16 protein-coding genes and 1 pseudogene are annotated in these 24,412 nt (G+C 67.4%); 13 read left to right on the forward strand and 4 right to left on the reverse strand.

Annotation, left to right across the window (positions count from 1 at the left end):
• Positions 1-629 (forward strand): annotated as a pseudogene (locus tag E4L96_RS15350) (DNA polymerase Y family protein); the annotation flags it as partial.
• A gap of 122 nt (positions 630-751) precedes the next feature.
• On the opposite strand, the gene E4L96_RS15355 reads toward E4L96_RS15350, so the two are convergent.
• Positions 752-2,650 (reverse strand): M61 family metallopeptidase, encoded by a 1,899-nt coding sequence (locus E4L96_RS15355; protein WP_135208098.1) that lies wholly within the window; start codon positions 2,648-2,650, stop codon positions 752-754.
• 180 nt (positions 2,651-2,830) lie between these two features.
• Between E4L96_RS15355 and E4L96_RS15360 the strand changes: the two genes are divergently transcribed.
• The 4 genes from E4L96_RS15360 to E4L96_RS15375 all read left to right on the forward strand — a co-directional run bounded on the left by E4L96_RS15360 (position 2,831) and on the right by E4L96_RS15375 (position 7,036).
• A complete protein-coding gene (locus tag E4L96_RS15360; RefSeq protein ID WP_135208099.1) occupies positions 2,831-3,283 on the forward strand; it encodes an Hsp20 family protein in 453 nt (150 codons plus the stop codon).
• A gap of 218 nt (positions 3,284-3,501) precedes the next feature.
• Entirely contained in the window at positions 3,502-5,010 is a 1,509-nt protein-coding gene (locus E4L96_RS15365) for a DegQ family serine endoprotease (protein ID WP_135208100.1), read from the forward strand.
• Between the two features lie 27 nt (positions 5,011-5,037).
• Positions 5,038-5,697: a response regulator gene (locus E4L96_RS15370; protein WP_135208101.1), complete on the forward strand. Its 660-nt coding sequence runs from the start codon at positions 5,038-5,040 to the stop codon at positions 5,695-5,697.
• Positions 5,698-5,719: 22 nt separating this feature from the next.
• On the forward strand, positions 5,720-7,036 hold the full coding sequence (locus E4L96_RS15375) for an ATP-binding protein (protein WP_135208102.1): 1,317 nt from the start codon (positions 5,720-5,722) through the stop codon (positions 7,034-7,036).
• A gap of 36 nt (positions 7,037-7,072) precedes the next feature.
• Here the strand turns inward: E4L96_RS15375 and E4L96_RS15380 are convergent, their stop codons facing one another.
• The 3 genes from E4L96_RS15380 to E4L96_RS15390 form a co-directional block, all read right to left on the reverse strand.
• Positions 7,073-9,595 (reverse strand): CehA/McbA family metallohydrolase, encoded by a 2,523-nt coding sequence (locus E4L96_RS15380; protein WP_135208103.1) that lies wholly within the window; start codon positions 9,593-9,595, stop codon positions 7,073-7,075.
• A gap of 229 nt (positions 9,596-9,824) precedes the next feature.
• Positions 9,825-12,221, reverse strand: coding sequence for a TonB-dependent receptor plug domain-containing protein (locus E4L96_RS15385; RefSeq protein ID WP_135208104.1), 2,397 nt, complete (start codon positions 12,219-12,221; stop codon positions 9,825-9,827).
• Between the two features lie 70 nt (positions 12,222-12,291).
• Positions 12,292-13,212: a PhzF family phenazine biosynthesis protein gene (locus E4L96_RS15390; RefSeq protein ID WP_135208105.1), complete on the reverse strand. Its 921-nt coding sequence runs from the start codon at positions 13,210-13,212 to the stop codon at positions 12,292-12,294.
• Positions 13,213-13,341: 129 nt separating this feature from the next.
• On the opposite strand from E4L96_RS15390, the gene E4L96_RS15395 reads away from it, so the two are divergent.
• From E4L96_RS15395 to E4L96_RS15430, 8 genes are all read left to right on the forward strand, one after another.
• Positions 13,342-13,758: a DUF2141 domain-containing protein gene (locus E4L96_RS15395; RefSeq protein WP_135208106.1), complete on the forward strand. Its 417-nt coding sequence runs from the start codon at positions 13,342-13,344 to the stop codon at positions 13,756-13,758.
• A 95-nt stretch (positions 13,759-13,853) separates the two neighbouring features.
• Entirely contained in the window at positions 13,854-14,057 is a 204-nt protein-coding gene (locus E4L96_RS15400; protein ID WP_135208107.1) for a thiazolylpeptide-type bacteriocin, read from the forward strand.
• A gap of 99 nt (positions 14,058-14,156) precedes the next feature.
• The gene (locus E4L96_RS15405) at positions 14,157-14,960 is read left to right on the forward strand and encodes an ABC transporter ATP-binding protein (protein ID WP_135208108.1); all 804 of its coding nucleotides are present in this window, start codon (positions 14,157-14,159) and stop codon (positions 14,958-14,960) included.
• The gene (locus E4L96_RS15410; RefSeq protein ID WP_135208109.1) at positions 14,957-15,712 is read left to right on the forward strand and encodes an ABC transporter permease; all 756 of its coding nucleotides are present in this window, start codon (positions 14,957-14,959) and stop codon (positions 15,710-15,712) included. The genes E4L96_RS15405 and E4L96_RS15410 overlap by 4 nt, the downstream gene beginning before the upstream one ends.
• Positions 15,713-15,724: 12 nt before the next feature.
• Positions 15,725-19,549, forward strand: coding sequence for a lantibiotic dehydratase (locus E4L96_RS15415; RefSeq protein ID WP_135208110.1), 3,825 nt, complete (start codon positions 15,725-15,727; stop codon positions 19,547-19,549).
• Positions 19,542-21,356, forward strand: a complete 1,815-nt coding sequence (locus E4L96_RS15420; RefSeq protein WP_135208111.1) for a hypothetical protein — start codon at positions 19,542-19,544, stop codon at positions 21,354-21,356. The genes E4L96_RS15415 and E4L96_RS15420 overlap by 8 nt, the downstream gene beginning before the upstream one ends.
• Before the next feature lie 37 nt (positions 21,357-21,393).
• The gene (locus E4L96_RS15425) at positions 21,394-23,439 is read left to right on the forward strand and encodes a TOMM precursor leader peptide-binding protein (RefSeq protein ID WP_135208112.1); all 2,046 of its coding nucleotides are present in this window, start codon (positions 21,394-21,396) and stop codon (positions 23,437-23,439) included.
• The coding region (locus E4L96_RS15430) for a nitroreductase family protein (protein ID WP_220433441.1) at positions 23,436-24,412 on the forward strand (977 nt) is incomplete at its 3' end. The genes E4L96_RS15425 and E4L96_RS15430, both read left to right, overlap by 4 nt.

Consider the following 24,412-nt stretch of genomic DNA (forward strand, 5'->3'; position numbering starts at 1 on the left):
CGCGCCCGCCCACGCCGCTCGAGATCGTGCTGGCCGAGCCCACCTGGCGCGACGAACACCTGGTGCGGCTGCTGAAGGAAAAGCTGGGGCGGCAGGTGCTGGAGGCCCCGGTGATCGGGCTGGAGCTGGAGGCCTTGCAGGTCAAGCCGATGGAGCCGCCCAGCGAGTCGCTGTTCCCCGAGCCGGGCGGCAGCGAGGAAGACCAGCAGCGCCTGTTCGAGCTGCTGGCCGCGCGCCTGGGCGCGGACAACGTCCTGCAGCCGCTGCCGCAGGCGGACTACCGGCCGGAGCTGGCCAACACGTGGGTGCCGGTGCAGGCCAGGGTGCGCCCGGCTGCGGTGCAGGCCCAGTTGCCGCCGGACGTGGGCAGCCTGCCGCGGCCCGGGTGGCTGCTGGCCAAGCCGATCGCGCTCATCATGCGCAACCACCGGCCGTTCTACGGCTCGCCGTTGAAGATGGTGTCGGCCCCGGAGCGGATCGAGGCGGGCTGGTGGAGCCAGCCGCAGACGCGCGACTACTTCATCGCGGAAGGGGAAGACCATGCGCACTACTGGGTATACCGCGAGCGCATCGTCGGCGGCGACGAGGACGCCGAGCCGCGCTGGTACGTGCAGGGCCTGTTCGCCTGAGGGGACACCCTAAGCGCGCCGCGGGGCCGCCAACGGGCGAAGATGCACCCCGGCCGAGTGGCCAGGGCGCGGGAGTGGCGCCGCCGCGGGGGCAACGCCCGCAGCGACAGTGCCTGTCCGGCTTACTTCGGCGCGAAGATCTTCTCGAGCAGGTCCGGCTTGTCGGCGATGCGCTCCAGGCGCGGATAGCGCAGGCCGTCATGGTAGTCGAGCTTGATGGTGCGGTAGGTCGAGCCGGTCTTGACCAGCAGCTCGATCGGATCCTTGCCGGTCTTGGCCGCCTTGATCGCGCTCTTCAGCACGTCCGGCTTGTAGGCCTTGTTATTGACCGCCACCAGCGTGGAGGTGGCCGCCAGCCCGGCCTTGAAGCCCAACCCGTCCCAGGCGATGCCGCCGATGGTGCCGTCCGCGCGCACCGAGAAGCCCAGCGAGTACGTGAAGTCCGCGTACTTGTTGCGCTCCTCCGCGCCCTTCAGGTAGTCGGTCGGCGTTTCGGTGTAGACCAGCTTGTAGCCGGCGCGCGCCAGGCCGTCCAGCGGCGCGCCCGGGCCGTGGCCGGTCACGCGGGTGCGCAGGAAGCTGGCCCAGTCGAACTCCTGCACCTGGCGCAGGTACTTCACCACGTCGTCAAAGGTGTAGTAGGCCGGGCCGATCTGGCCGTTCTCGACCGAGTAGAAGGCCTTGGCGAAATCGTCCAGCGAGCGCTTGCCGCCGGACAGTTCGCGGATCTTGGTGTCCACGTCCAGCCAGATCAGCTGGCCTTCGACGTAATAGTCTTCGCTGCGCTGCCAGTCGCCCCAGCCGATCGCGCGGCGCTGCACGATGATCGGGTCGTTGACCGTGTCCTGCATGGCGCGCCAGCGGCGGCCCGGCAGGTTGTCGTAGCGGGCGGCAGCCGCGGCCAGTGCGTCGCGCGAGGCGGCGGCGGAGATCAGGCCCGAGCGGGCCGACAGCACCTCGCCCCAGTACTGGGTCTGGCCCTCATACACCCACAGCAGCTCGTTCTGCAGCGGCTGGTTGAAGGTCGGCACGTTCTGGCCCGCCGGGCGGCGGAACTTGCCGTTCCACGAGTGCGTGTATTCGTGCGGCAGCAGGTCGCGGCCGGATTCGCCTTTCGCCCATTCCGTGAAATAGCCCGGCATGACGCCGTTCTCGCTCGACTGGTGGTGCTCGCGCCCGATGCCGCCGAAGTCCTCCGACAGCGCGAACAGGAAGTCGTAGTGCTTGTAGTGGTAGGAGTCGAACAGCTTGTACGCCTGCGTCACCAGCGCCTGGTGCAGCTTGAGCTGTTCCGGCTTGGCTTCGATGGCTTCCGCGGTGTCGCCCACCACGTTCAGGCGCACCGGCACCTTGCCGCCCGGGTCCAGGTCGTACTGCTTGAAGTAACGTCCCGCGAACAGCGGCGAATCGACCAGGGTTTCCAGGTCTGTCGGCTTGAAGTGCACCACGTCGCCCTCGCGGCTGGCGGTCTCCAGCGCGGTACCGTACTGCCAGCCCTGCGGCAGGGTCAGGTTGGCCTGCACCGGGATCTGGCGGGTGTAGTAGCCGGCCGGGTACAGCGACATCGCCAGCCACTGCACGCCCAGGATGTCCGGCGTCATCGTGATGCGGCCCTGTGCGCCCGTCACCGGCGACAGGTATTCGTACTGTGCTTCGATCTGCGCCGCGCCCTTCGGCACCGTGATGTGGAAAGCGTACACGTTCACCGGATCGCGGGTCCACTCGACCGGCTGGCCATTGGCGGTGATGCGCAAGCCCGCCAGCTGCAGCAGCGGCCCCGTCGGGCCGTGCTGGCCCGGCACCCACTGCGGGTACAGCAAGGTCATCGCGCCCGGCTTGGCCGGAATCGTGGAGCGGACGCGGAAGATCGCCTGGCCGACGTCGGTCGCGTCCACGTTCAGGACGATGGTGCCGGGGTAGGGCTTGTTGGCCGGCGCCGGGATATCGGCGGCGAAGGCGTGCGCGGCATAGGCCAGGGTCAGGCCGGCGGCGAGGGCGGTGAGCTTGCGGGTGACGGTCATATGTATGTTTTCACAGAGGGAAAAAGACGGCGCGGCGAGTGTAGCACGCATGCAAAAAAAATCTGTCTTGACGGGTCTTGAAAAGGTTCGCACCCATCCATAAATCGGGTACATCGGATGCTTGCAGCCTGAGGTCCGAACCCTGGAAACATATCGCTTAACTTTGAAAGGATATCCATCATGCGTACTTTTGACCTGACCCCCCTGTACCGCTCCGCCATCGGCTTTGACCGCCTCGCCAGCCTGCTGGAGTCGCGCGCCGAATCGGCCCCGAGCTACCCCCCGTACAACATCGAACTGGTCTCGGAAGACCAGTACCGCATCGTGATGGCCCTGGCCGGTTTCGACCGTTCCGAGCTGGACATCACCACCGAGCGCGACAGCCTGGTCGTGACCGGCCGCAAGCAGAAGGAAGACGCGCAGAAGACCTATCTGCACCGCGGCATCGCGGCGCGCGACTTCGAGCAGCGCTTCCAGCTCGCCAATCACGTCAAGGTGACCACCGCGTCGTTCGACAACGGCATGCTGACCATCGAGCTGGTGCGCGAAGTGCCCGAGGCACTCAAGCCGCGCAAGATCGCCATCGACGGCAGCAACGTGCATGTGATCGAGCAGAACCGCGAAGCCGCCTGAACGGGCTACGAAAGCGCTCGGCAGCTGTAATGAAATGATGAGGGGCCGGTGCGCAAGCATCGGCCTTTTTTGCTTCTGTCCGTCCGCGCCGCGGCCTGCGGGTGTTGCGGCAAGCCCTGCGGTTAAGAGACCTCTAAGGTTTTTGCCCCACCATACGAGGCATGGAAAAGCAGTATCCAGTACGACCAAATCCCCACCCACCAATCAATGGAGAACGTATGCAACCCCAAGGTGTATACATGGCCATCACTGCCAAACGTCTCACGCTCGCACTTGCTGCGGCAGGTGTGATCGGCGGAGCGGTTGGTGCGATCGCAGTCAATCACGAAAATGCAGTCGCCACCCCGGCGCCGGCCACCGCGGCCGCCGCTGCCGCTCCCACCGTGTCCGGCCAGCTGGCCCCGACCCCGGCCGGCGTCGCGCTGCCGGACTTCACCAGCATCGCCGCCCGCATGGGCCCGGCTGTGGTGAACATCAGCGTCACCGGCACGGTCAAGACGCGCGGCCAGCAGATGGACGGATTCGACGCGGACGACCCGTTCTTTGAATTCTTCCGCCGCTTCCAGGGCCAGCAAGGCATGCGCCGCCAGCGCGAGGTGCCGATGCACGGCCTGGGCTCCGGCTTCATCATCGATGCCAATGGCCTGATCCTGACCAACGCCCACGTGGTGCGCGACGCGTCCGAAGTGACCGTCAAGCTGCAGGACCGCCGCGAATACCGCGCCAAGGTGCTCGGCTCCGATCCCAAGACCGACGTCGCGGTGCTGAAGATCGAGGCGAAAAACCTGCCGGTCGTGCCGATCGGCCGCTCGTCGGACCTCAAGGTCGGCGAATGGGTGCTGGCGATCGGCTCGCCCTTCGGCCTGGAAAGCTCGGTGACCGCCGGCGTGGTCAGCGCCAAAGGGCGCTCGCTGCCGGACGGCTCCTTCATCCAGACCGACGTCGCCGTCAACCCCGGCAACTCCGGCGGCCCGCTGTTCAACACCCGCGGCGAAGTGGTCGGCATCAACTCGCAGATCTACAGCCAGACCGGCGGCTACCAGGGCCTGTCGTTCGCCATCCCGATCGACGTCGCCTTCCGCATCAAGGACCAGATCGTCGCCACCGGCAAGGTGCAGCACGCCAAGCTGGGCCTGACCATCCAGGAAGTGAACCAGGCCTTTGCCGACTCCTTCAAGCTGGAGACCCCGGAAGGCGCGCTGGTGTCGAGCGTGGAGCGCAATGGCCCCGCCGACAAGGCCGGCCTCAAGTCCGGCGACGTGGTCCGCAAGATCAACGGCCAGACCATCGTGGCCTCGGGCGACCTGCCGGCTGCGCTGGCGGTGTCCAAGCCGGGCGACAAGGTGGTGCTCGACGTCTGGCGCGACGGCAAGATCATGCAGGTGACCGCGAAACTCGGCAGCGCCAGCGACAAGGTCGCGGCCAACGATGACGACCAGGATTCGGCTGGGGCGGACAGCAGTGCGAAGCTGGGCTTGGCACTGCGTCCTCTCGAGCCGATCGAAAAGCGCCAGTCCGGCATCGGATCCGGACTGGTGATCGAGGACGCGGGCGGTGCCGCCGCCACCGCGGGCGTGCAGCCCGGCGACGTGCTGCTGTCCGTGAACGGCCGTCCGGTCACCAGCGTGGACCAGGTGCGCGACATCGTCGGCAAGTCGAGCAAGTCGGTCGCCTTGCTGATCCAGCGCGGGAATGACAAAATCTTCATCCCGGTGCGGATCGGCTAAGGTCCGGCCAACAACGAAAGGTAAGGCATGCGCCTGCTGCTGGTGGAAGACGACACGATGATCGGCGAGGTGGTGCTCGACCTGCTGAGGGCCGAGCACTACGCGGTCGACTGGGTCAAGGACGGCACCATGGCCGAAACGGCCCTGCAGACCCAGACCTACGACCTGGTCATCCTGGACCTAGGCCTGCCCAAGAAGGACGGGCTGGAGGTCCTGCGCGGCATGCGCGCCCGCAAGGACCGCACTCCGGTGCTGGTCGCGACGGCGCGTGACGCCGTGCAGCAGCGCGTCGCCGGCCTCGATGCGGGCGCCGACGACTATGTGCTCAAGCCTTACGAGATGGACGAACTGCTGGCCCGCATCCGCGCGTTGCTGCGCCGCGCCGCGGGCCGCGCCGAGCCGCAGTTCGAGTACAAGAACATCACCATCAATCCGGCCACGCGCGAAGTCGCGGTGGAGGGCACGCCCGTGACGCTGTCGGCGCGCGAGTGGGCGGTGCTGGAGGCGCTGATCGCGCGCCCCGGCGTGGTGCTGTCGCGCGCGCAGCTGGAGGAAAAGCTGTACAGCTGGCGCGACGAAGTCTCCAGCAACGCGGTCGAGGTCTACATCCACGGCCTGCGCAAAAAGCTGGGCAGTGACTTGATCCAGAACGTGCGCGGAGTGGGGTACATGGTGCCCAAGCTATGATGGCGAAATCGATGCTCACGCCATGAACATGACGCACTCCCTTCGTGGCCGCCTGCTGTGGTTCCTGCTGGCGGCCATTTCCATTGCAGCCATCGCGCAGGCCACCATCGCCTACCGCACCGCGCTGCGCGATGCCAACGACATCTTCGACTACCACATGCAGCAGATGGCGATGGCGCTGCGCTCCGGCGCGCCGTTGACCAACCTGCAGGGCTACGGCATCGACCCCGATGCGGGCAACGACGACCTGGTGGTGCAGGTGTGGACGCCGGACGGGGTGCAGGTGTTCCGCACCGTCTCGCGCGCCCACCTGCCGCAGCGCGCGGTGCTGGGCTTCTCCAACGTGGAGGCCAACGGCACCACCTACCGCGTGTTCTCGGTGCAGACCAGCGCCCAGACGGTGCAGGTGGCGCAGGACCTGGCGGTCCGGCGCAACATGGCGGGCAACCTCGCGCTGCGCACCGCAGGCCCGATCCTGGCGCTGGTGCCGGTGCTGATGCTGGCCGTGTGGTGGGTGATCAGCGGTTCCTTGAAGCCGGTGTCGCGGGTGCAGTCGCAGCTCGCGGCGCGCCAGGCGGATGATCTCTCGCCGGTATCCGAGGGCGGCCTGCCCGATGAAGTGCGGCCGCTGGTGCAGGAGTTGAATCTGCTGTTCGGCCGCGTGAAGTCGGCCTTCGACACGCAGCAGCACTTCGTCGCCGATGCGGCGCACGAGCTGCGCACGCCGCTGGCCGCGCTCAAGCTCCAGGCGCAAAGCCTGGAACGCGCCGAGACGCCGGAGGCGCGCCAGTTGGCAGTGGAACGTCTCACCTCCGGTATCGAGCGCGCCACCCGGCTGGTGGAGCAGCTGCTGGTGCTGGCGCGGCAGGAGTCGGCGGACGCCAGCGCGAGTACACCCGTGAACGTGGCCGAACTGGCCCGCCGCACGATCGGCGATCTCGCCGGAGTGGCTGCGGCCAAGCACATTGACTTGGGTCTCGCGAAGGCGGACGACGTGACCGTCGCCGGCCATGCGGATGCGCTCACGATCCTGGTTCGCAACCTGGTCGACAACGCCATCAAGTACACGCCGGACGGCGGCACCGTGGACCTCGAAGTCCGCGCCCTGCAGAACGGTGCGGAGCTGGTCGTGGAGGACAGCGGGCCGGGCATCCCGCCGGAAGAACGCGAGCGGGTGTTCGACCGCTTCTACCGCGTGCCCGGCAGCGCGGCGGGCGGCAGTGGGCTGGGCCTCGCAATCATCCGCTCGATCGCCCAGCGCCACCGCGCCGACCTGACGCTCGGCCAGTCCGAGCGCCTGGGCGGGCTGCGCGTCACGGTGCGCCTACCGTCGCGCTGACTTCTGGGGCGGCGCGCGCCGCCCCTCGCTGCTTCTTTACTGCGCCGTCACGCTGATGTCGTCCAGCAGGAACGAGGTTGCCACGCTCGATCCCTCCACACCCAGGAAGTATACGCGGATCGTCTGGCCCTTGTAGGCCGACAGGTCGAAGGTCTTCTGCGCCCAGGTCGAGCCCTTGTTGAGGTTCGAGTAGGTCGCCAGCGTGGCCAGCACGGTGTTGGAGCTGTTGCGCACCTGGACCTTGAGTGTGTCGTAGACCGTGGTGGTCGTGGTCTCGTCCGAGATGACCTTGAGCCAGAAGCCCAGCGTGGCCGTGGTGGCAGTGGAGGGGATGGTCATCTGCTGGTAGACCGAATCCGTGTGCGCCGCGCCGTAGCCATCCAGCCAGGCGTAGTAGCTGCCGCCGTGGGGCGCGTTCGAGGTGTCGTTCGTGATCACGCCGGACGTGGCTGTCCATGACGAAGTGCCCGACTCGAACCCGCCATTCACGATCAGCTGCGTCGCGCCAGTGGTGTTATTGACGCTGAAGCTCGCAGGCGCCGAGGTGGCGTTGTTCCCTGCCGCGTCGTAGGCCTTGGCGGTCAGCGAGTGCGTGCCGTTGGCCAGCGCGGTCGAGGCGAGGGTCATCGAATACGGCGCAGAGGTGTCCGTGCCCTTGAGCGCACCGTCCACATAGAACTCCACCTTGGTCACGCCCACGTTGTCGCTGGCATTGGCCGCGAAGGTGAGGGTGCTGGTGCCGCTCACGCTTGCCGACACGGTGGGCGCGGACGTGTCGCCGCTGCCCGCGCCCTGGCTCACCCACACCGGCGCCGACCACAGGATGTTCCCGTCGTTCTGGGTGATTTTGGCGTAGTAGAAGTGCTCTCCGTTGGCCGGAGTGACCGTGGCCGTGGCGGTGGAGGCGAGCAGCGTCACAGTGCCGTTGCGGCCCGGGACACCCTCGTAGATCTCCACCGTGGATGCGGTCTTGCCGCTGGTGCTGGCAAAGTTCGCGGCCAGGCTCAGTGAGCCGCTGTTGGCGAAGCGCTCGCCCATCACGTGACCGTTGGCGGTAAAGATCAGCTGCGAGGTCTTGTCCATGGTCGCGAACACGCGGCGGGCCTTCAATGCGTCCATGAAGTTCGCGGTGGTCAGCGCCTGTCCGGTCGGAATCAGCACGGCGGTGCGGTTGGTGTAGGACGCGCCCCAGTTGGCGCAGTGGTTGTCCTGGTCCGTCGAGAAGGCGATGTGGTAGCCCGCTTCCAGCGCCTTCCTGCACGCACCTTCATAGCTGCTGCGGCTCGTCTCCGTCTCGGTGGTGTTGGTCGAGAAGGCGGAGGTGTTCAGCACTTCGCACATCACCATGGCCTGGTCGCCGTCCGCGGTGTACCCGAGCGGCACGCCGTTGACCAGGAACTGGCCGCTGGTGGACGGATGGTTGAACTGGCCGATCCAGCCGCGCTGGCGCATCAGCGTGTAGAGGGCGGCGTAGTCGCTTTTGGCGGTGAAGGTATCGGCCAGCAGCTGGTTGCTGCTGTTGTACTCCCATCCCAGCAGCTCGCTGGAATTGAAGATGTTCATATGGCCGCCATTGGAGATCACGCCCCATTCGAGGCCGTAGATGCCGAGGAAGTCCGGGTGCCCGGCGTTGAAGGTGCTGGCAGCCGAGAGGCCGGACTGGTACAGCGACTTGGCGGTGGCCGGGCTGGCGGAAGTGTTGGTGCTGTCCGAACCGTCGTACATGTGGTTATGCTCGGACGCCATCAGGAAGTCCAGCCCCTTGCCGCGCGCGTAAGTGAAGGCGTCCGTCGGGCCCAGTGCCGCGCTTTGCGGATTCTGCGCGCCGGTACAGGAGGACAGGGCGCCGCCGCCGTCGCTGTGGTTGGTCTGGCTGTGCAGGTTGCCGTAATAGACGGTGTAGGGCAGGGAGGCCGTGGCCGCGACTGAGCGCGCGACGCCGCTCATCTGCACTTGCCCTTGCGGTGCGGAGGAGGCCTGTACGCCTGCCGTGCTGACCGGCGTGCCCGCCGTGCCGTGCGGCGGCCAAGGTGGCAGCGCCTCGCCGGCGACGGCCAGCGGAGCAAACGCCGGCATGTCCGGCGCTGCGACCTGGCCGACCTGGATGTCCCACTCCTGCGTCTCGGTCACCGGTTCCTCGTCGATGCCACCTGCGCGAATCGGCACCAGTTCGTGCGCGGTGGCGCTCATGCGCACCTTGTAGATGCCGTCGTCGAGCGGCCGGTCGCCATCGCGGCCGTTCCAGCGTACGCTCACCTCCACCGCCTTACCCGAGAGCAGACGCTTGCCGTCCCAGCTCTTGACCACCGCGCCATTCGGCGCCACCACTTCGAGGGTCCATGCGATGCTCTGCGGCTGCGCCAGGTGCGGATAGGCGAAGCGCAGGGTGAAGGTGCGCGCCTCCTGCTGGCTCGCATCGCCTTTGTAGGGGGCGTGCAGCGTGGCTTCGAATTCGCGGTGATCGGTTTCGGCGGCGCGGGCCGGGGCCGAGGCGAAGGCGGTGAGGATGGCGAGGCAGACGAGCGTGCGGCGAGTGCGAGGGGTGCAGAGTGCTTGCATGATTTTCCGTGTCTCCGTTATGGTTTTTCACATCGTTATAAAAGCGGAGCAAGGGTCACAGAAATATGCGTGCTGCGCGAGCACTGCTCGTCAGCGCTGTGGCGTATCTGCCGAAAATGTCGAGGATGGGACGTGATTGTGTCGCGGTGTCTCAAATGAGACGGAATCTGTGACGCGTACAGACATAAAAAACCGCGCCGAAGCGCGGTTTCCAGGAGAGCGGTGACGCTCAGAAGCGGTGCCACAGGCGCATGAAGTACGCTGCCCCGTTCAGGCCAAACTGCACCGATTCGTACTTGAAGCCGTTGTCGGTTTCGTTCGGATCCTGCGCGGTCGGGTGCACGTTGAAGATGTTGGTGCCGCCGAAGGTCAGCTTGGTCTTCTCGCTGAAAGCCCACGAGAAGGTCAGGTCGGCCGAGGTCTTGGCGTCGTAGTGCTGGTTCGGTACACCGGCCGCGGTGCCCGAGAAGGTCCCCAGCGTCTGCGGGCCAAAGTACACCACGCGGAAGTCCGTGTTCAGCTGACCCACCGTGTAGTCGAAGTCCAGCGTCGCCTTGGAGCGCGGGCCGCCCTGCTCGATGAACAGGCGCTCGCGCTCGGACAGCAGCACGTCCTCGAAGCCATTCAGCGAAGACGGCGCGTGCACGTCGGTCACTTCGGTCTTGCTGTAGTTGTAGGCCAGGTAGGTATTCAGCTTGTTGCCGCCCACGGTCCACTTGTTCGACACGGTCAGGTCCAGGCCAGAGGTCTTGGTGTTCACCGAGTTCACGAAGAACTGCGCCTGGCCCACGCCCAGCGCCTGCAGGGTCGCTCCCAGCGCCGGGTAGTTGTCCGCGTCGAAGCGGCCCGACAGCACGATGCGGTCGTCGATCTTGATGCGGTACAGGTCCGCCGTCACCGACATGTTGGAGGTCGGGGACCAGGTCAGGCCCAGGGTGCCGCTCTTCGACTTCTCTTCATGCAGCTTGGGGATGCCGGCCGCGTTGGCGACCTTGCCGCCGTTTGGCGCCAGCACCACGTCCAGCGGCACGCCGGACACGAAGTCGGTGAAGGTCGACGAGAAGTACACCTGCTGCAGCGACGGCGCGCGGAAGCCGGTGCTGGCCGAACCGCGCAGCAGCACGTCGTTGTTCACCTTGAAGGCGCCGGCCAGCTTCCAGTTGGTGGTCGAGCCGAAGTCGCTGTAGCGCTCATGGCGCACCGCGCTTTGCAGCTTGAAGCGGTCGGTGAGGTCGGTCTCCAGGTCGATGTAGGCCGCGGTGGAGTGGCGGTCCTTGTCGGTCGCGTCGCCCGGCTGGAAGCCTGGGAAGCCCTGCGAGCCCGCGTTGCCGCCATTGCCCACGCCGTCCGCGTCGATGTAGGAACCCGGTTCGCCCGCGAAAATCTTGTAGGTCTCCTTGCGGTACTCGGCACCGAAGGCCACGTTCATGCCCTGGGCGATGCCCGGGTAGAAGCGCGAGAAGTCGGCGTTGGTGGTCAACTGCTGGAACGAGAAGCCGCCCGCGTCGAAGTTGTCCGCGCTGATGCCTTTGCCGCCGGCCAGCAGGTCCTTGTTGGCGATGGACGCATTCAGCGTGTGGCTGATGTCGTACTTCATCTTGTTGTAGCCGTAGGTCTGCGAGAAGTCCGCATTCCATTCATCGAACTTGGTGCGCACACCGATAGTGCCGTACTGGTCGTCGATGTCGCCGTTGATGAAGGGGACGAAGCCGTCCGGGTACATCGCCGCCGAGTTTCGGGACGGGATATCGTCCGAGCCCACGCCGCCGCGCGCCCAGGCGGCCGAGGAGGCGTCGCGTTTTTGTGCACCTGCGGTCAGGTACACGCGGGTTTCGCCGCTGACCGGGAAGTCTCCGTTCGCGTACAGGGTCTTGTTCTTGACCTGGGTGTCGCCGATGATGCGCGGATTGCCTTCTTCGGCGCGATTCGAGCGGCCGCGGTCCAGCCATTCGCCGGTGATCCCCAGCACGCCGCCGCCGAGGGCCACGCCGCAGTAGGCCGAAGCCAGGTAGTTCTTGCCATCGCGCTTGGAGTATTCGCCCGCGCCCAGCACGCCCTCGCAACCGAGGCTGCGTTTCATCTCGATGTTGATCACGCCCGCAATCGCGTCCGAGCCGTATTGGGCGGCGGCGCCGTCGCGCAGAACCTGCACGTTCTTGATCGCCATGAGCGGAATCGCGTTCATGTCGGTGCCGGTGTTGCCGCGGTTGCGCGCGCCGAACAGGTTCACCAGCGCGGTGGTGTGGCGGCGCTTGCCGTTGACGAGGACCAGGGTCTGGTCGGAGCCGAGGCCGCGCAGGGCGGCGGAGTCGATCAGGTCCGCGCCGTCCGCGCCGGTCTGGCGGGTCGAGTTGAAGGACGGGGAGATGTAGGTGAGCGACTGGGCCAGGTCGAACTGGCCGCCTTGCTCGGCGACGCGGGTCATCGGGATGACGTCGACCGGGACCGGGGTTTCGGTGGCGGAGGAGACGGTGCCCACACGGCGCGAGCCGACCACGTTGACCGACTGGATCTGGTTATCCGTTTGCGCGGCAGGCGCGGTGGTCGTTTGCGCCACGGCGGGCAGGGCGGCGGCACCGTACAGCGCAAGCAGGACGGCGGTGGTAGCGGGGGTCAGTTTCGTCACGCGGCAGCTCCATCAATGAAAAAAATCATTGTATACACATGTTGCCGCTTTGCTTATAGGTCGCGTGGCGTTATGACAACGTTGTCACGAGGCCGCCCACCCGGATGGTGGGGCCGTCGATCTGCGTGTGGACCAGGCAGGGATTGCCCACCACCGCGCCCTGGTGCAGACGCAGCGCGCGGCCCAGCAGCACCGTGAGCGCACCTGCGCCCACGCCGGTGGCGCTGTCCTCCAGCGCCGCATCGAGGTGATTGAAGTTGCGGCCTTCGACGGTGAGAGGCATGCCGCCAGCAGGGCGTGCCTCGCCGGTGTGCGCCCGCTGCAGATCTCCGACGCCCGTGTGCTGTGGATCGTCCACGCCCGCGTGCTGCGCTTCGGTCGCATGCGGGTCCGTGCCGCCGCCCGCATCCTGTGCCTCGCCCCGCAGGCACCACGCGTAGATGCCGTTCACGCCGAGCGCCCGCGACCACGCATCGATGGCCGCGAGGTCCGGCGCCAGCGCGCGCAGCTCCGCCACATCGTGCACCTGCACCAGCAGCTTCGGGCTGCCGACCGATGCCACCACCGGCGCCGTCACGGGCACCAGCTCCGGTGCCCGCAGCAGCGCACGCAGCGCATCGGTGCCGATGTCCGCCGCAGGTGCCTCCTGCCTGTGCAGTTCGAGATAAACGATATCGCCCTCGCGCACGAGACAAATGCGTTGCCCCTGCATCGCCGTCCGCACCTCCACCGGGCCCGCACCCGCGGCCACCAAGTGATACGCCGCCGCCAGCGTCGCGTGCCCGCACAAGGGACTCCGCTTGTGCGGATAGTAGAAGTCCAGCACCGGCACCCCATCATCGCCACGGTCGATGAACACGCATGCTGGCTTGGCTTGCTCGCGCGCGAAGCGCAACCGCTCGTCCACTGACGACGAATCGCCCGTCACCACCAGCGCACTGTTCCCCTGGCCCGGCCCGAGGCCGAAGCACTTCAATTCAAGAATATCCATCCGATCGATTGTACAAGTCCAAGCACATTCCTGCAGGCCGTGTCAACCCCTAGGGCTGCTAGTTATGTGCTAGAAGCCGAATCGGCACACTGACTCCATCGCGAAACCACTTTTGGATGGAGAGCCGAAATGATCAAGTCCCTGTTTGCACGCGCCGCATTGCTGGCCGTATTCGCCCAGCCGCTGCTGGCTAGCGCCGGCGCGCCGCTGGTCGTGGAAGTGAACGGCGTGCGCAGCGCCGATGGCCAGGTGGTGGTGAGCCTGTGCCACGAAGGCGAGTCTTTCCCCGGCCGCTGCACCAAAAAATTGAAAGCCAAGGCGGAGCAGGGCACTGTGCGCGTGACCTTCGACGATCTCGCCCCCGGCAAGTATGCCGCAGCCGTCTTTCACGACGCCGATGGCGACGGCAAGCTGACCTTCCTGAAGGAGGGTATCGGCTTCTCCAACAACGCCAACCTCGCGTTCTCCGCGCCGCAGTTCGAGCCCTCGGCCTTCGCCGTCAGCGGCAAGACCACCGTGCGCCTGACGCTCAAGTACTTCAACTAGCAACGCGACCGGATCGCGACCGAACCTCGAATTAGGTGCAACCACCCCGCCTAATACTTCATCCCTGGGTGGCTTTTCAAAAGAGTGAGACAACCATGACCGACAAAACCAAAGCCGTTGATTTCGACAACATCGACGTCGCATCCCTGGACATCGAAGGCCTCGAAGTCGTGACCCTGAAAGACGCCATGGCCCTGCCGGAGACCGGCGCTTCGAGCGGCATCTCGTCCTGTAACTCGTGCTCGAGCTGCGGCTCCAGCTCGTGCGTGGCCATGGACAGCGCCCAAGTCGCCGAGTAATCCAGGGTCGGCCAAGCGATACATCGCCGGAAGGCCACCGGCGGTGTATTGCCTGGTCCCTCTCATCCCCAACACAAGCAGTTGATATCCGAGGTCAGTATGAATCCCTTCGACGCAGCATTGCCCGCCCTGCAGGAAGCCGCCGCCCGGCGCGCCACCCGCGTGGACACGGGGCCGGTCGTGCACCTGTCCGGCGTGAGCAAGCGGTACGAGTCGGTGCAGGCGCTCGACAACGTGAGCCTGGACATCGGCCAGGGCCAGGTGGTCGCGCTGCTCGGCCCCAACGGCGCCGGCAAGTCCACGCTGGTCGAGATCATCATGGGCCTGCGCCAGGCCGACAGCGGCAGCGTGAACATTTTCGGCGACGACGTACGCGGCGGCCAGCGCGGCTACCTGTCCCGCATCGGCGTGCAGCTGCAGACCACCGGCTTCTTCCCCAGCCTGTCGGGCCGCGACTATCTCAAGTTCTTCCAGGGCGTGTATCCGCACACCCTCCCGCTCGACCGCGTGATCGAGCTGCTGGATCTCTCCGCCTTCGTCGACAAGACCATGCGCGGCATGTCCGGCGGGCAGCGGCAGCGCATCGCGCTGGCCCTCGCCATCGTGAACGACCCCGATTTCATCATCCTGGACGAGCCGACCGTCGGGCTGGACCCGATCGCCCGCCGCGAGTTCTGGGACATCCTGCGCCAGCTGCACGGCGGCACGCGCACCCTGCTGTTCTCCACCCACTACATGGAAGAAGTCCAGGCCCTGGCCGACCGCGTGGTCATGATGGCCAAGGGCCGCGTGATCGCCTCCGGCACCGTGGACGACGTGATCGCCGCCGCCGGCCCCGAGGCCCGCAACCTGGACGACGCCTACAACATCCTGCTGGCCCAGCGCAAAGGAGCGCCGAAATGAGAGCCCAATCCCTGCGCGCCCTGCTGGTGCTGGACCTGAAGAACACCTTCCGCGACAAGATGGCGGTCGGCTTCCTGCTGGTGTTCCCCGTGGGCCTGTACTGCTTCTTCGGCACCTTCTTCGGCGCCAACGCCACTGCCGAAAGCGCGAACCGCTACTACTCGCAGTACACCATCAACTTCGCCTCGGCGATCCTGCTGAACATCGCCTTCCTCAACGTCGGCCCGACCATCGTGCTGGCCAAGGACATGGGCTTTCTGCGGCGCCTGTTCGTCACGCCGCTGACCCTTGTCGAGATGTGGCTGTCCACCGTGCTGCGCACCCTGGCGATCTTCGCGCTCGGCTATGCGAGCCTGCTGTTTTCCGGCTGGCTGCTGCTCGGACACCTCCCGCAGGCCTCCGTGCCGCAGCTGCTGGTGCCCGCCCTGGTCTCGGCCTTCACCATGCTGTCGCTCGGCTTCCTGCTCGGCGCCATTTTCCGCAAGCCGATGGCGGCCTTCAACGCCGGCATGGTGCTGATCCAGCCGATGCTCTTGCTGTCCGGCGCCGGCCTGCCGGCCGACACCTTCCCGCGCTGGGCGGTCGCGCTGTCCGAAGCACTGCCCTTCACCCACGTGGTGCGCATCATGCGCCTCGGCTGGGAGGACCACTACTTCAGCGCCGCCGCCGTGACCCCGACCCTGATTTTGCTGGCCACCGGCGCCGCCTGCGCGCTGCTCGCCACCCGCATCTTCCGCCAGGACCTGAACTAAGGACTGATGATCATGACCCAGAACCTGCACCAATTCGCCGGCTGCGCCATCCACCCGCGCTACGTCGTCCGTGTCGCCGGAGAACCCGTCTCCGCCCTGGCCCTGCTGGACACCGGCGAAACCGACGCCCTGTGGAAGCGCGCCATCGCCCTGCGCCAGGAAATCGGCACCGAGGCTATCGCCCGCTGCGCTGAGCTGGAGAGCATCATCCCCGGCCTCGACGACAAGGCCGCCAGCCGCGCCGCCCTGACCATCAAGCGCGCCATCTTCAAGGCCAAGACCTTCGACACCGCGCTGCTCGATGCGCTCGATGGCTCGCTGCCGGCGGAACAGCGCGACCAGCTGCGCCTCCTGGACGAGCGCATCGCCGAACTGGCCAAGGTGGAAGCGGAGATCCTGCTGGCCCACGACCGCGAGCTGGCCCACGGCAGTGCTGCCATTGGTGGCCTGCTGGAAGGCCGCAACATGCTCTCCGCGATCAGCTACACGAATCCTGAGCTGTACCGCAAACTGACCCGACATTTCCATGAAGGCGGCGCCGCCAGCGCGGACGCCAAGTCCACCCGTAACATCGAGGACTCGCTGCTGCAGTACTACGCGCGCTCCTCGACCAAGACCAGCCCCCTGTCCTCGTTCACCGTGATCCATGTGGGCCAGTGGAAGCACGACGGCCTGCCGCGCGCCTGGTCCAGCCAGTATGGCCGCACGCTGGAGCGCCGCGTCGAATTCAAGGCAGGGTTGATCCGCCATATCATGTCGCCGCTGTTCGCGGACTTCGACGTGGCTGCCGCCGCCTTCCCGCTGGCGCTGAACCGCTCGATCCGCAGCGACGGCCTCCGGGTGCGCTTCCACACCGTGGCGCCGGGGCAGGAAGTCTCGGGCCGCACCTGGGGCACCGGCCTGACGGTCGCCCAGCTGGACGCCAATCCAGTCCTGCAGCTGGTGGCCCACGTCTACGCCCAGCGCGGCGACAAGGCCATCAAACTGGAGGCGCTGGTCGATGCCGTGTGCACGCTGGCACCCAAGCTCGCGCCGGAGGCCGTGCATGGCTTCGTGCGCAAGCTGTACACGCTGGGCTATCTGCATGCCGACACCGGCCTGGTGGAGCAGCGCGACATCCTCGGCTGGGCGCGCGCCATCGCCGCCAATCCGGCCATCGCCCAGGGCTCCGAGCTGCTGGCGCTGCTGGATGCCGCTGAAGCCCACCTGGACACCATGCGCGGCGAGGACCACGACGCCCGCGCCGCCGCCGTTATCGCCGTGCGCCAGCTGGTGAAGGATCTGGCGACCATCACCGGCGCGGACCAGGGCAATGCGCTCTTCAAGACCCCGTTTTACGAGAACTGCTACCTGGCCCAGTGCGACGGCGAGTTCCACGGTGCCCACCTGCAGCGCTACGGCGAAGAGCTGGAACTGCTGCAGGAGCTGTCCTTCCTGCTCGACCCGAACCAGCAGCTGCACGCCCGCATGTGCGACTTCTTCGTCGCCCGCCACGGCGCCGGCGGCGAGTCGGACGACATCTCGGCCTTCCTGGAAGCCTTTGACACCATCTACGCGCCCGGCGTGCTGGAGTCCTCGGTCGACTACGAGCACGCGGCACCGAATTCGCCGCGCACTGATGCCTGGCTGCGCGCCGTGCGGGCTTTCGATGCCCACCTCGACCCGTGGCTGCACCAGGACAAGGATATCGAGCTGCAGCCCGCCGCCATGCGCCGCATCCTCGGCCTGGTCCCGCCCAGCATGCGGGCGCGCGGCTCCTCCTACAGCTACGTGGTGCAGACGGCGGGGCAGGGCGAAGACGAGCGCCTGGTGCTGAACCAGGTCTTCGGCGGCCGCAGCTCCATCCTCTCGCGCTTCTTCGAGACACTGGATGAGCAGGCGCTGAATGGCATCCGCGACTACGTCAAGGCCGGCACCGCCGAGGGCCGCAGCGTGGAGATGGGCGGAGTATTTGGCTTCAACGCCAACCGCCACCCGGCCATGTCCGGCGGCGAGCTCGATATCGCGCCATTCCCCGCAGCCTTCGACACGCTGGACAAGGTGGCGCTGAACGACCTTCGGCTGGAGTACTCGGAGCGCGACCACAAGCTCAAGTTCCGCGACAAGGACGGCAAGGTGGTGGACGTCTGGTACCACGGCCTGTTGATTCCGTCCCTGCTGCCGCAGCTCCAGCGCGTGCTGGCGCTGGGCTTCACCGAGGGGCCGAGCTTCGCCATCGTCAAATCCCTGGTCAAGCTGGCCAAGGTGCGTGGGCAGCAGGTGACGCGGGTGCCGCGCATCTCGCTCGGCAAAGTGGTGCTGTTCCGGCGCACCTGGCTGGTGGCCCATGCGGCTGCCCCCAGCGCCGAAGGCACGGCGCGCGACTTCTACGTCGCCGTGCGCGAGTGGCAGCAGCGCCTTGGCCTGCCGGAGCAGTTCTTCATCCGCGCCGTGCCCCTGGCCGATGCGGGCGACGACGGCGCTCCCGGTGCCATCTCGTGGAAGGACGTGAACTTCAAGGACATGAAGCCCTTTTACGTGGACCTGCGCAGCCCGCGCTTTGTGCGGCTCATGCAGAACATGATGAAGCGGAATTCGCTCACCCTCTGCATCAGCGAGCTGCTGCCGGGCTTCGACAGCCACCCGTCCCAGGTGGAGGGCGACGTGCACGTCTCCGAGCTGCACTTCGAGCTGACCCGCTTCGCCCAGGAACCGCGCCACATCACGGACTGGTTCGCGGTCCGCGTGGCCTACTTCGACGACGACCGCACCGCGCTGCTGGACGGGCCAGTGCGCACCGCGGTCAAGCTGGCGCGCGACAAGTTCGGCATCGAGCGGATCTTCGTGGCGCCGCACTGGAAGTTCGGCCCGCACGTGGACATCGTGTTCCACGCCGACGCGGAGCGCTTCCACCTGGAGGTGTTCCCGGCGGTGCGCCAGGTGATCGCGGACTGGCTCTCAGGCCACCCGAGCACTGTGGTGCTGGACAAGGAACAGTACCTGGACACCTCGCGCAAGGTCGGCATGTTCGAGCTGGATGCAGGGCCCTACCTGCCGCTGCTGCGCAATAACTCGATCACCCTGGTGCCCTACGAGCGGCCGCCCAGCCTCGTGCTGGATGCCTTCGCCGAGTCCAAGGAGCAGATGCTCAGCGACAGCCTGGACCTGCTGCTGGAACTGAACGCACTGAAGGCCGATCCTGGCTTCTTCCCGGCCCTGCACGCGATGCTGTGCATCGTGGCCCAGACCTATCCGGACGGGATGCGGGAAGGGTACATGTCGCTGCGCTCCCACGCCGACTACTTCTTCGCGGCGCACGGCAACGCGGCCCTGCGCGAGCGCTTTGACGCCATCGACGCCAAGCGCCGCGAGGAACTGGATGCCGTCACGCGCGCCGTGCATGCCGGAGATACCGCCACGCTGCCGCTGGCCGGACTGGTGGCACGCTGGAAGGAGGTCGCCGAGCGGACCGCGGAGCGCAACCGGAACATCGTGGCCGAGCACTATGCGGAGCTGGTGGCGCAGAACCGGCACATGGAACTGGCGCAGAAGATCGCGCCGGACGCACCGGCCGAATTCCGCGAGCGCTTCACCTCGCGCAGCATCTCCAAGATCGGCGAGGCCTTCCTCAACAGCGAGAAGGGCAAGGCGGCGCAGCGCAACCCGAACTTCCTGGCGTACCGCACCACGGTCAACTTCTTCTACGCCATCCTGCCGATCCTCCAGGTGACGCCGGTGCAGAAGTTCCTGCTGTGCCACCTGGTCTCCAACTCCGTCGAGCGCGTGTTCGGCGAAGACTGGCGCACCCGCGTGGCCGCCACCGGGACCGCGGTCGAGGTGGAGACCAGCCATGACTGACCTGGCCCTGCAGGCCGGGGCCACCGGCCGCTATAAGCTCAAGAGCTACGTCTACTTCGGCGAGACCGAGGACGGCGTGTGGTTCGAGGCGGGGGACAAGTCCTTCGTGCTCAAGGACCGCAAGCTGTACCCGCTGGTGGAGCGCTTCGTGGACCTGATCGACAGCGGCACGCCGGTCGAGGAGATCGCGGCGAGGGCGCCGGCCAAGCTGCAGGGTTTCTTCCCCAAGCTGTTCGAGTCGCTGCTGCGGCACGACATGGTGCTGGCCGTCGATGACGAATACCCGCATCCGGCCGCGCTGACGGAGCACACCGGGACGGCGGAGCTGTTCAAGGTGCTGGAGGACCGCCTGCATGGCACGGCCCTCAGCGCCGCGGTCCGGCGCTGGCAGGACGCGCACGTGGTGGCCGTTGGCAGTGGCTATGCGCTGAAGGCCGCGGCTACCGCCTTGGCGGCGGCAGGCTGCCAGGCCTTGCGCGTGCAATGGCAGGGCGGAGCAGGGCGCGCGACATTTGCGGAAGTGGAAGCGGCCGTGCAGGCCGCTGCGGCGCCGGGTGCGGTGCTGTGCTTCCAGGTGGGCGTGCCGGATGCGAGCCTGCTCGGCGATGCGGACCTGATCGTCTACGCCAGCGACGTGGCGGACGTGTCGCTGGCGCGGGCCTGTGACGACGTGCTGCGCCAGAACGGCAGGCCGGGCGCCATCGCGGGCGGCTTCCGCGGGCATGCGTGCGTGCTTCCGCCGGTAGAAGCCGGGCGTGTGGGGCTGGACGAGCTGCTGGAGTGGCTGCCTTCGTCCGATCCAGCTGCGGCCAGCCATTCGCCGGCATCGCTGGCGATCCTGGGCTGTGTGGCGGCCCAGACCGCGCTGTTCCAGTTCTTTGGCTTCGATGCGGACAAGCGGCGCGGCGTGGTGCCGGTGGTGACGCCGGAGCTGCACGTGGTGCCGCATGCGCTGGTGCCGACGGGTGCGCGGCCGCTGCTGCCGTTCGAGCATGCGCCGCAATATCAGATGCCGGAGGCGCGTTCGCTGGAGACCTTCGAGCTACTGAAGCTGGCGCTGGCGCCCTGGTTCGACGGTTTGCTGGGGGCCTTGCTGGTGGGCGCCGACGATGGCATCCAGCAGATGCCGTTGCTGCAGTACCCGGTGCAGGTGCGCCGCCCCGGGCAGGAGCTGGAGACGGTCGTTGGCTGGGGCCTGGATCTAGGCCAGGCCGGGATTCGTGGGCTGTGCGACGCCGTGGCGCTGCTGGCCGCAGCGCACACGCCCGTAGGGGCGCGGGCCGTGGTGGCAGCCGATGAAGACACCTGGCGGCGGCGCGCGTTGGCCGATGCGGTGGTACGCAGCGCTGCATTCCTGGCGTCGCATGCCAGCGGTTGGGTGGAGCTGGATGCGCTGACCGAGCCTTCCGCGGGCGTGCTGCGCCGGCTGCTGCGCTACCACAGCCGCGAACAGGCGAAAGTGCGCTTGCACTGGTCGGACGTGGGTGCGGTGTTCGGGGCCGAGGCGTGGCTGGGCGGGCAGCTGGTCAGCACGGCGGTCGGCGACACGGTCGCCGGCGTGGTGACCGAGGCCCTGGGGCGCGCCTGCAGCAATTTCCAGCTAAGCGCCGCATTCGGTGACGGCTACTGGACCCGTCGCCTCGACCCGCTGCCTGCAGCCACGGCGCAGGGCGAACCGGATGACCACTGGCGCGCCGCTCTGGCACTGGAGGGTGTCGCGCCCAGTGCGGCGGCCACGTGGCACCGGATAGAGGTCCTTGGCCTGCCGCCCAATGTGCACTGCGGTTACGCCACCTTGAACGACTGAACCGAAGTTCGACCGAACCGAAACGCGGAGCCTCACAATGCACCTCGCATCACCGAACCTCGCGCCCGAGCTGACGAAGACCCTGGCCCATAACCCGGCCTGCCTTCACCTGCTGGCCGACCCGGATACCATCGCCGCGCAGCTGGGCCTCACCGCCGCGCCGCTTGGCGCCTACGCCGGGGCGCCGGGCGCCGCAGCCGCGACGCTCGACGCGCCGGCCGCACCGGTGCCGGGCGAGCTGCGGACCGTGGTGTTCGATCTGCGTTCGGACTGGCAGCTTGCTCTCGCCGAGCAAATCCGCGCCTTCGCCGCCGGCGCCGCCGTCTTCTTCATCGGCTTCGCCCCAGGCATCATCCAGTTCGGTCCCATCGCCCGGTCGGAGTCCACCGGTTGCCTGCACTGCTGGAAGCTGCGCACCCAGAACAACCTGCGCACCCCGCAGCACCAGCCGCCGCACGAAGGCGCCCGTATCCCGGCCCCGCAAAAACCGCTGACCGCTGCCGCCGCGCAAGCCGCGCGCGAACTGCTCGCCCATTACATCGCGCAGGCGCGCACCGGCAGCGATGACACGCTCTTTAACAGCACCTATGCCCGCCTGCGCACAGACGACCTGACCATCACACACCACCGCTTCCAACCGGTGACCCACTGCCACCAGTGCAGCAAGCACCACACCGGCCCGCGCCACGGCGGCCGCCTGCAGTTCCGTCCACGTCTCAAGGAGCACGCCACCGACAAGCGCGTCCCGAACCCGAAGCTGACGCTGGCCGCCGCCCGCGACACCTTCGTGGACCGCTACAGTGGCCTGGTCAAGCACGTGTTCCAGGACCAGACCTCGAACCTGATGCCCCTGTTCTCCGCCGAAATGCAGCTGCTCGGCATCGACACCGTGGAATCCGGCTACGGCCGCGCCGAAAGCGCGCAGAAGTCCGAGCTGGTGGCGATCCTGGAAGCCGTCGAGCGCTACGCCGGCCATGAGCCGAAGGGCGGCCAGGAATCCCTGCGCGGCAGCTTCGCCGAGCTGCGCGCCTCCCACGGCGACACCGTCGTCGACCCGCACGATTTCATCCTGCACACGGAAGACCAGCTGCAGCACCCGGCCTTCAAGCTGCAGCCCTACACGCCCGACCTGCCGTTCAACTGGTCCCGCGCGCACTCGCTCCGCCGCGATGCCAGCGTCCTGGTGCCGGAGCAGTTCGCGTACTACCACCTGACCGAACGCGCCACCGCGCCGAGTAACCGCTTCGCCTTCGATTCTTCGAACGGCTGCTCGCTCGGAGGCTGCATCGAAGAAGCCATCCTCGGCGGCCTGTATGAAGTGGTGGAGCGCGACGCCTACTTCGCCCGCTGGTACACCCGCATCCCGCCGCAGCGCATCGCCACGGACAGCATCGACGACCCGCGCGCCCGCGCCCTGATCGCGCGCGCCCAAGCGGATGGCTTCGAAGTTCACCTCTTCAACATCACGAGCGACATCCGCATCCCGACCGTGTGGGGCATGATCGTGGACCCGGCGCGGGACGCAGTGGTCAAGTCCTACTGCGCGTCCGCCTGCCACGCACGCTGGGGCGAGGCCGTGTTCGCGGCCCTGGTGGAAGTGACCACCTCGATCGGCGTGTACCGCCGCTCGATGCAGGGCACCCGCGAACGCGCCCTCGAACTGCTGCATGACGGTAGCAAGGTCACGCAGATGCCCGACCACGTGCTGCTCTACAGCCTCCCGGAAGCGTATGAGCGCCTGGAGTTCCTGCACCAGGGCGGCAATACCACATTGCAGGCGCTGGAAGCGGACCTGCCGTCGCTGGCCACGCTGGACCTGACCGAAGAACTGCGCATCCAGAGCGCCAGGGTGCTCGGTGCCGCTAAGGACATCCTGGTCGTGGACCAGACCTTCGCCAACCTGGAAAAGCTGGGCCTCACCTGCGTCAAGGTGTTGGCACCTGGCCTGCTGCCGGTGACCTTCGGCCACCAGTACCGCCGCATCGGCTACGAGCGCCTCAACCGCCTCGCGACGCTGTGGGGCCATACCGGACCCGCATTCGACGCGGCCACGATCAACCCCGACCCGCACAACTTCCCATGAACGCGCGCACCAATCTCCCGTTGGACCAGCTGCAGGCGTGGGTGCTGTCCACCTACCAGCGCCTGGAGCGGCTGGACGTGCCGGTCTTCGATGCCGCGCGTTCGGCCACGGCGCGCAAGCTGGCGCGCCGCGTCGGCCCGGCCACGCTGTACCAGCTGCCGACCGATCTGCCCACTGCGCTGTTCCCGCTCGGCGACTGGCTCGCCCAGCGTGCCGCGCCGGTGCAGCCCGCGCTGGGGCCCGGCCGCGCGCTGTCGCTGCTGATGCGCTACCTCGCCTCGCCGCTGCGCTACGAGCCGTATGCCGAGAGCGCGGTCCACAAGGGCGTGCCCTCCGCGCGCTGCCTGTATCCGCTGGCGTTCTACATCGTCCGCAGAACCGGCGGTGTGCTGCGCGCCTACGAGTACGTGCCCGAACATCACGCGTTGCGTCCCGTTCCGTTCGAGGGCGCCGACTTGCCGCCACAGGCCGATGCTGCGCTGGTGTGCGTGGCCCGCGCCTGGCGCATCGCCGAGAAGTACGGTGAATTCGCCAACTTCCCCTGCGTTCTCGAAGCGGGGCACGCCTTCTCACAGTTCGGCCACCTCGGCCGCATGCTGGGACTGAACTGCGGCGCGCCGATCGCGCGCGAATTCGGCCGGCCGCTGTGCCGCAACGCCTTCGAGCTGCCGCTGTATGCCGCCTGCCTGGCGCTCGGCCCATGGGAGCTGGAAGCGGAGCTGGCGTCCGCAGAGGCACGCCTGTCCTCCTTCGAGCCCAATCCGGGGCTGGCGGAACTGTTCCCGCGGCTCGCACCGATCAACGACCTGTTCGACCAGGGCGGAGCGCCTTTCGCCCCGGCCCAGAGGCCCGTCCCGTACGAGGGTCCGGGGCTCGACGTGCTGGAAACCATCCGCCGCCGCAGCGCCGGCAACGACCGCTCCGGCGTCGCCGCAGTCCGCCGCGACGTGGCCCCGGCCAGTGTGCTCGGCAC

It is taken from the genome of Zemynaea arenosa (assembly GCF_004614185.1).
Lineage (GTDB): Bacteria > Pseudomonadota > Gammaproteobacteria > Burkholderiales > Burkholderiaceae_D > Telluria > Telluria arenosa.

Bases quoted from the DNA above. Each gene is read 5' to 3' on its own strand.
- E4L96_RS15355 (WP_135208098.1), bottom strand. From the start codon at position 2,650: ATGACCGTCACCCGCAAGCTCACCGCCCTCGCCGCCGGCCTGACCCTG.
- E4L96_RS15360 (WP_135208099.1), top strand. From the start codon at position 2,831: ATGCGTACTTTTGACCTGACCCCCCTGTACCGCTCCGCCATCGGCTTT.
- E4L96_RS15365 (WP_135208100.1), top strand. From the start codon at position 3,502: ATGCAACCCCAAGGTGTATACATGGCCATCACTGCCAAACGTCTCACG.
- E4L96_RS15370 (WP_135208101.1), top strand. From the start codon at position 5,038: ATGCGCCTGCTGCTGGTGGAAGACGACACGATGATCGGCGAGGTGGTG.
- E4L96_RS15375 (WP_135208102.1), top strand. From the start codon at position 5,720: ATGAACATGACGCACTCCCTTCGTGGCCGCCTGCTGTGGTTCCTGCTG.
- E4L96_RS15380 (WP_135208103.1), bottom strand. From the start codon at position 9,595: ATGCAAGCACTCTGCACCCCTCGCACTCGCCGCACGCTCGTCTGCCTC.
- E4L96_RS15390 (WP_135208105.1), bottom strand. From the start codon at position 13,212: ATGGATATTCTTGAATTGAAGTGCTTCGGCCTCGGGCCGGGCCAGGGG.
- E4L96_RS15395 (WP_135208106.1), top strand. From the start codon at position 13,342: ATGATCAAGTCCCTGTTTGCACGCGCCGCATTGCTGGCCGTATTCGCC.
- E4L96_RS15400 (WP_135208107.1), top strand. From the start codon at position 13,854: ATGACCGACAAAACCAAAGCCGTTGATTTCGACAACATCGACGTCGCA.
- E4L96_RS15405 (WP_135208108.1), top strand. From the start codon at position 14,157: ATGAATCCCTTCGACGCAGCATTGCCCGCCCTGCAGGAAGCCGCCGCC.
- E4L96_RS15410 (WP_135208109.1), top strand. From the start codon at position 14,957: ATGAGAGCCCAATCCCTGCGCGCCCTGCTGGTGCTGGACCTGAAGAAC.
- E4L96_RS15415 (WP_135208110.1), top strand. From the start codon at position 15,725: ATGACCCAGAACCTGCACCAATTCGCCGGCTGCGCCATCCACCCGCGC.
- E4L96_RS15420 (WP_135208111.1), top strand. From the start codon at position 19,542: ATGACTGACCTGGCCCTGCAGGCCGGGGCCACCGGCCGCTATAAGCTC.
- E4L96_RS15425 (WP_135208112.1), top strand. From the start codon at position 21,394: ATGCACCTCGCATCACCGAACCTCGCGCCCGAGCTGACGAAGACCCTG.